The organism is Fusibacter sp., assembly GCF_057447755.1.
On the sequence record NZ_JBVBZF010000185.1, the window covers coordinates 1 to 6,877 of the forward strand.

Annotated in this window: 8 protein-coding genes; all 8 read left to right on the forward strand. The window is 34.4% G+C overall.

Annotated features, from left to right (window positions below; all coding sequences use genetic code 11):
* The first annotated feature begins 198 nt into the window (after positions 1-198).
* Positions 199-651, forward strand: a complete 453-nt coding sequence (locus tag AC220I_RS15805; protein ID WP_486724825.1) for a JAB domain-containing protein — start codon at positions 199-201, stop codon at positions 649-651.
* A gap of 349 nt (positions 652-1,000) precedes the next feature.
* Positions 1,001-1,582 (forward strand): recombinase family protein, encoded by a 582-nt coding sequence (locus AC220I_RS15810; protein ID WP_486724826.1) that lies wholly within the window; start codon positions 1,001-1,003, stop codon positions 1,580-1,582.
* 870 nt (positions 1,583-2,452) lie between these two features.
* Positions 2,453-2,983, forward strand: a complete 531-nt coding sequence (locus tag AC220I_RS15815) for a hypothetical protein (protein WP_486724827.1) — start codon at positions 2,453-2,455, stop codon at positions 2,981-2,983.
* A 31-nt stretch (positions 2,984-3,014) separates the two neighbouring features.
* A complete protein-coding gene (locus tag AC220I_RS15820) occupies positions 3,015-3,230 on the forward strand; it encodes a hypothetical protein (RefSeq protein WP_486724828.1) in 216 nt (71 codons plus the stop codon).
* A 68-nt stretch (positions 3,231-3,298) separates the two neighbouring features.
* Positions 3,299-3,544 carry a hypothetical protein gene (locus tag AC220I_RS15825; protein ID WP_486724829.1) on the forward strand — a complete coding sequence of 82 codons (246 nt, stop codon included), beginning with the start codon at positions 3,299-3,301 and terminating at the stop codon, positions 3,542-3,544.
* 1,754 nt (positions 3,545-5,298) lie between these two features.
* The gene (locus AC220I_RS15830; protein WP_486724830.1) at positions 5,299-5,826 is read left to right on the forward strand and encodes a hypothetical protein; all 528 of its coding nucleotides are present in this window, start codon (positions 5,299-5,301) and stop codon (positions 5,824-5,826) included.
* Between the two features lie 51 nt (positions 5,827-5,877).
* The gene (locus AC220I_RS15835) at positions 5,878-6,513 is read left to right on the forward strand and encodes a DUF3560 domain-containing protein (RefSeq protein ID WP_486724831.1); all 636 of its coding nucleotides are present in this window, start codon (positions 5,878-5,880) and stop codon (positions 6,511-6,513) included.
* Between the two features lie 160 nt (positions 6,514-6,673).
* Positions 6,674-6,877, forward strand: a 204-nt coding sequence (locus AC220I_RS15840) for a hypothetical protein (RefSeq protein WP_486724832.1), incomplete at its 3' end; no start/stop codon positions are given.

The window sequence follows — 6,877 nt, forward strand, 5'->3', positions numbered from 1 at the left end:
TCCACAAATAAATAATTTTTTTTTCGTCAAGCCCATGCTGTGCATGGCTATATGGCTTGACTAAAAATAACCAGACGTGCAATTGCACGTCTTATTATTTTTTTGCTACACTAACATTTGACACAAATTTGCGCCATGATAACCTGCCCCCATAAGATTCAACAATTTAAATGCGAACGATTTCAAGGAGGTTTTATCATGGCTTTATTCGAAAAATATCATTTAGAAGCGGTAAGAGAAAAAGGGCGTTACTATGACATTTCTAAGAAGGTTACAAGCCCAGAGTCAGCAGTTGAAATGATTGAAACATTAGAACCACTTTTCTTAAACGCACCCGAAGAATGGTTTGTGGCTTTATTCCTTAACACTAAGAACGAGTATCTTAATCATGAGGTGATTTCTAAAGGTTCTTTAAACGCCTCAATCGTCCACCCAAGAGAAGTTTTTAAACGTGCCTTGTGTTATAATGCTGCATCAATTATGGTCTTTCACAACCACCCATCGGGCAATACGACACAATCAAGAGAAGATGAAAACATCACTAAAAGGCTTGTTGAAGGTGGAAATATTTTAGGAATTCATGTTTTAGACCATATCATTATAGCTTACGGCGATTCATATTTGAGTTTTAAAGAGGAAGGGCTTTTATAAGCCCCCTTTTTTTTAAATGCGTCAGCGTGTGCCATCGTTCCGATGACACACGCCCTTTAGAAGATAATAAAACCGTTTGTTTCTCAAACGGTTAATTGCTCGTTGCTTTTATATTCTGGTGCTGTTGTTATCTTTTTTCCGTGATCTCTCGACTTGCTCCATCCCCTACCCTCTCGATTTTATGTCTTTCAGCCATAAAATCGTTCGTTTGGGGTATGCCTTTATGAACTTTGAATTTTGTCTGCTTTTTTTGTCTGTATAACTTCTTTTTCCGTTTTACGGTCGTTCGTCTGAATTGCTCCTTGTTTTTTACGCACGGTTTTGATATCTTTTTTGTGAGGTGATTTATTTGAATTTAAGTTATGTAAGAGTAAGTACCGTTGACCAAAATGATGCGACACAAAGAAAAGAATTAGAAAATTTTCAGATTGAAAAATGGTTCGTTGAAAAGATAAGTGCTAAAAATGCTAAACGTCCAAAGCTACTTGAATTATTAGATTTTTGCCGTGAAGGTGACACAATTTATATTTATGATTTTTCAAGGCTTGCAAGAAATGTTAAGGACCTTTTAAACCTTGTTGATATTTTTGATGATAAGGGCGTAGTCCTAGTGAGTGTTAAAGAATCTTTAGATACATCGACACCAAGTGGCAGATTAATGCTTACAGTTTTAGGTGCAATTTATGAATTTGAACGTGCTATTTTACTCGAAAAGCAAAGGGAAGGAATTGCAATTGCAAAGGCAGAAGGAAGATATTCTGGGGGGCGTAAAGCTGTTGATTTTCCTTTAAATTGGGATGAAGTTTTTTCACTTTGGAAAGCTAGGGAGATTTCTTCAAAGGTTGCTATGGAAAGACTTGAATTAAAAAAAACTACTTTTTATAAGCTTGTTGCTAAAGCTAGAGAAGATGATTTAACAGATGATGTATGACTTTTTTATGCTCGATTTCCTGGTGCAAGTGCTGTTTTTGTATGACTATTTATTTTTTTTGCTTCTGGGATTTGAGTTTTTTATGTATGACGTTGGGCTTGTGCTGCAGAGCGTTCTGGTTTAAATTTTGTATGACGTGCTTATGGGATTGGGCGCTTAACCGAGACGATGCGTCGCATCGGCTGTCGAACTAACTTTCATATAGAACAAAAAATAATAAGCTTATAGGGTTTTATCAACCCCTATAAGCTTTTATTTTTAAGTCCTCTATGAAACCCGATTTCTCCATTGCTAAATCTCTGGCGCAAGGTCAAAAGATTATTTATAATCTACAAATCACAGCTTCGCTCTGTTTGTAGATGCGTCATTTTCTGCACGTTAGATCTTCGCAAGCTCAGAACAAACGCTTGAAAATGCAAGGTAAAGTGCTTTAAAACATAGTTTACACTCGCCTACTCGTTACAACTTACATTAAAGTAAGAATAGATTTTGAACTTTCGGGCATCAAGTAATTTTTTTAAATTTTTAGCTTTGCGAAAAATTGAAAATAATTTCTTGACCCCCTACAGCAAGCGATATCGCTTCACTTCATTACACCAAGCGAAGCTAAAGGCTCTTTAGCTCCACTTGGTTCATTTCATTATGCTATATCGTTCAAAATTATTCTAAGTGCTTTTTACTATCATGGGGTTTCGCCCCCATACGGCGAACACACTTCACAAAGCTAATGGTTTGAAACCCTTCTGTCAAGCTGTTTTCAAGGAATTTTATTTTATTAAATTTGTGCTTTTGTGTTGCATTTTCGTCTGTTTTGCGGTATAATTATCTTGTAAGGTAATTCAAATAAATGATTTTTAAGGAGCGTACACCATGAGAAATTTCAACCACATTATTAACGATTCGAGCTTGAACAAGTCACAAAAATTATCTGAACTTAAAAAGCTTTACAAACAACTTGCACTCTTAAATCATCCCGACCGTGGCGGTGATGTTGAAGTTATGAAAGCTATCAACAATGATTATGATAAGGCATTTGATACGGTTATGAAAATGAGAGATTCAAGTTCAAACGCTCAATCTGATTCTGATCCAAAATCTAATTATGAATACAAAACTTCTGAAACTGCTGAGGAATTTAGAGATATTATTGAAAAACTCATGGGTTTAGATGGTGTTATTATCGAAATTACTGGTAACTGGATTTGGATTGGTGGCGATACCAAGAAACATAAAGACATTTTAAAGAAAATGGATAATGTCTCATGGGCCCCAGTTAAAAAGCTTTGGTACTGGCGAATGGATGAATACGCATCTAAAAGCAGAAAATCAACCTCAATGGACAAAATCAGAGATACTTATGGTTCAGATGTTATCTACACAAGTAAACAACTAGAAGCTTAATAAGCTTCTAGTTTCTCGAAAGGTGGTTTCTATGGTTCTCTTATCATTTGATATAGTTGACCGTGTTTATACCGTTGAAAACGTGGATGATTCATGCGGTAAATTCATTGGTGAATCTTTTTCTTATAAAGGCGTTTTATACTCAATTCAGCAGCAGTTTAAATCTCTGGATCATTTAAGTTCAATTTACAATTTTGATCAAGTTAATAGAAAGGTGGTGTATGTAAATTTTGACGACATTCAATGAAGTGAACCTTCATTGAATGTGATAAAATATAACATATCGTGGAATTATATATTAAGGAGCATAAGTTTATGAACGTATACGAATACAAATTAGAAAATGGAAAAGTGGAAGAAATAATTTTTGAAAATGTTAGAATGCTCGGTTATATGGAAACAGGAATTGTTGATTATGATTATCGTTATGTATGTGAAGATTATCAACTAGACAACAACAAAATTTACACAAAAATTCACGTCGTTAAAGAAGAAACTAAACACATGTATTTTTCAAACAAACAAGATGTAGATAAATTATTTCTAATCGAACGACTTTAATTTGAAAGGGGCTTTTTATGGATTTTACTTTACAGATCTTTTTTCAATATGGACGATTTTTCCTTTATATCACAGCCATGTTGATGATGGTTTTTTACTTGATTTCTTTACCAATATTCAAATCATTTAATTTTAAAGTGATGCTGATCTTTTCCATTTTGATTTCTCTTGTTTTTACTGTTTCTTTACTTCAATTCTCAACCTCACTAGGAACGAACGTCTTAGCAAAAGATTTTAATTTTGTTGAGTTTCTATTGAACAGAGCTTTAAGCAAATCTATATACTAAATGAAGGTTACAAAATGAAGCGTCAGACTGACGCTTCATTTTGTATTTTGACAGTTCGCATTTTCTTAAAATGCTTTTTTCTCTATTTTGACCCTATTTTGTATGCAATTTGCATCAAAATGATGCAAATTGCATCTTTTTTGTTGATTATTTTTTTCAAAGTGGTATTATGTGTATGTAACTAATATTAATAAAAGTTCTAAGGGAAAAGTAACAAAGGGCTTATTGGAATGTTCGCCTGTAACTTTTTCACGAAATCGAAGGGAGCATGTGCGAGTGTTCCCTTTTTACTTTTTTGACCACTTTTGGACAATAAAAAAACACCACCGTGCGAGTGGTGATGTTTAGTCCTTTAATCACTTATGATAAATACGTTATGATTGTGATTAAAGATGCGACAAGCATTATCATATTAAATAATACGAATGCAAGTCTGCGGAATGTTCTTTGTAACTTTCCATCTTTCACGAAATCACCTCCTTTCACGTTCGTAAAGAGGTTTATGGAACACTTTTGACTCTATGTATCAATATGATTATTCACATTTCTCATAGGTGTCTATTTTATTATACTTATTCTTTGAGTATTTGCAAATTATAAATGTCTCTACCCTGTTTTATGATTTGGAATGTATGACACGTTCTTTCCTGATCCGGTTCTTCAGGAAAATTAAATGTATGACACGTTTATTTTTCTTTCAAGCCATTTTGGGTATGACACGTTTTTCTCGCAGCTCCGCTTGCCAGTTAGAAATTTGTATGTCACTTTGAATATCACAATGCGATTGGCCATAAAATTCATGTATGACATTTTATGGCCTACGTTTGTTCTTTGGTGTATGACGTTTTTTAGCTCGATCGCCTGGGGAAAAAGCGGTTTTTGTATGTCATTTTTATGTAGGTAAAATGATTTTAAGCTCACAAGGGGTTTTCTAGCCCCTCTGTGGGCTTTTTTTATTAGGTTCTATATTACCCTGTATTTTGTATTGCTGTTTTTCTGGCTCATTTCAAGACGTTTCTATTCGCTTTTTTCAAGACTACGCAAGTTACTGTAAGAATAGATTTTGAACTTTCGGACATCAAGTAATTTTTTGAAATTTTTAGCTTTGCAAAAAATTGAAAATAATTTCTTGACCCCCTACAGCAAGCGATACTGCTTCACTTCATTACACCAAGCGAAGCTAAAGGGTTTTAGCTTTACTCGGTTCATTCTATTATGCTATATCGTTCAAAATTATTCTAAATACTATACTTCCCCACCCACCGCCCTTTTGAGATGCTTTTATGGGGTTTCGCCCCCAAACGACGAACACACTTCACAAAGCTAATGGTTTGAAACCCTTCTGTCAAGCTGTTTTCAAGGAATTTTATTTTATTATATTTGTGCTTCTGTGTTGCTTTTACGTCTGCTTTGTGGTATAATTATTTTGTAAGGTAATTCAAGTTAATTTTGAAAGGAGCTAAATATATGAAAAAGAGCGAGTCGTTAAAACTATCACTTGATGAACTTGAAACAAATTATGACAAGAAACTTTTTGAAATGGTTGGATCTGAGGGTCACTTGCCAGAAAATCGTGGTGATGACTGGAATAATTTTAATAAGCAGTTTGGACTTCACTACAGAAAAAAAATATCTGATTTAAAAACGGAGATTCTTAAAGAGAAAAACAGAGAGGTTGAAGTCGGTGACGGCGTAACAATTTGCCTTTATTCTGATAAATACGCATCAACTATTATTAAGCGAACTAAAGCAACTATTACAGTCCAGCGTGACAAAGCTATTAAAGATCCAAATTTCAAACCTAATTTTATAGTCGGTGGGTTTGCTGCACATTGCACCAATCAAGATGAACAGTCATATACTTATGAAAGTGATCCCGATGGATTGATTGAAACATTTAGATGGAGTGAAAAGCATGGCAGATTTCAAGGTGGCGGTGATGGCAGTATCACCGTAATCAATGGCAGACACGAATTTCACGATTATAACTTTTAAAGAGGGGTTCGCCCCTCTGGGGCTTTGATTAATTATAAAGGAGTATAGACCATGAATAAATTTAAGAAGTTTTGTCCTAATGTATGGGTGGCAGAGTGTGAGGAAGAATATAAAAAAGGTGATATCATTGAACTGGTGACGAAATACGGTAATTATGTAGAATGTGAGGTTTTCAATTTGATCAGTAGCAAAGATGGCATATTCTACTATTCGATTGTAAGAGTCGAAATGTCCTATGCAGAGCGTAGAGCCGAAAGATATCATAATAGTGCTTCAAATCATCTCGGTAAAAGCAGTGATTATTATAAAAGAGCGCAAGAAGGACACGAATTTTTATCTCTGGGTGAGCCAATCAAAGTCGGACACCACAGCGAAAAGAGACACAGAGCTTTACTTGAAAGAAATCACAACAGAATGAACAAGTGCATGGAGCATCGCAACAAGGCGGAAACTGCTGAAAGAAAGGCGGAATATTGGGAATCAAGGGCAAATGATATCACGCTTGCAATGCCCGAAAGTCTTGAATATTTCAAGTACAAACTTGAAAAAGCGATTGAGCTTCAACAGGGATTGAAAAATGGATCTATTCCACGAACTCATTCGTACTCTTTACCTTATGCGTCTAAGGACGTTAAGGACTTGAAAAAGAAGGTTGAATTTGCAGAAGTCTTGTGGGGTGATAATTAATGGACGCTGATAGAACAAATGACAAAATTGATTTTGTAATACAAACTGATAGATCCTAACGAATTAAATATTTCCTTGCATTCAAATTAATTGTATTTTATTATAGGTTTTCGGTGATCCTTTAAAACCGATTCTATTTTAAATAAGGAGCTGCCACGCTATGAATAAAGAATGGTCTTATGATTTAAAGCAATTTCAGAGCAAAAAAACAAATCTTATATACTGGACTTTTGAATTTTATAATTTACAAAATCACCGTGTTATTACTGGTCGAATTGATAAAGATTGTTCTATGGATGATGCTTTTAATATTGCTTGTAAGCATTTTCTTAAAGTCACTGGATTTATGTTTTTTAAAATGGCA

Coding starts and splice junctions, on each gene's coding strand:
- AC220I_RS15805 (WP_486724825.1), top strand. CDS start 199: ATGGCTTTATTCGAAAAATATCATTTAGAAGCGGTAAGAGAAAAAGGG.
- AC220I_RS15815 (WP_486724827.1), top strand. CDS start 2,453: ATGAGAAATTTCAACCACATTATTAACGATTCGAGCTTGAACAAGTCA.
- AC220I_RS15820 (WP_486724828.1), top strand. CDS start 3,015: ATGGTTCTCTTATCATTTGATATAGTTGACCGTGTTTATACCGTTGAA.
- AC220I_RS15825 (WP_486724829.1), top strand. CDS start 3,299: ATGAACGTATACGAATACAAATTAGAAAATGGAAAAGTGGAAGAAATA.
- AC220I_RS15830 (WP_486724830.1), top strand. CDS start 5,299: ATGAAAAAGAGCGAGTCGTTAAAACTATCACTTGATGAACTTGAAACA.
- AC220I_RS15835 (WP_486724831.1), top strand. CDS start 5,878: ATGAATAAATTTAAGAAGTTTTGTCCTAATGTATGGGTGGCAGAGTGT.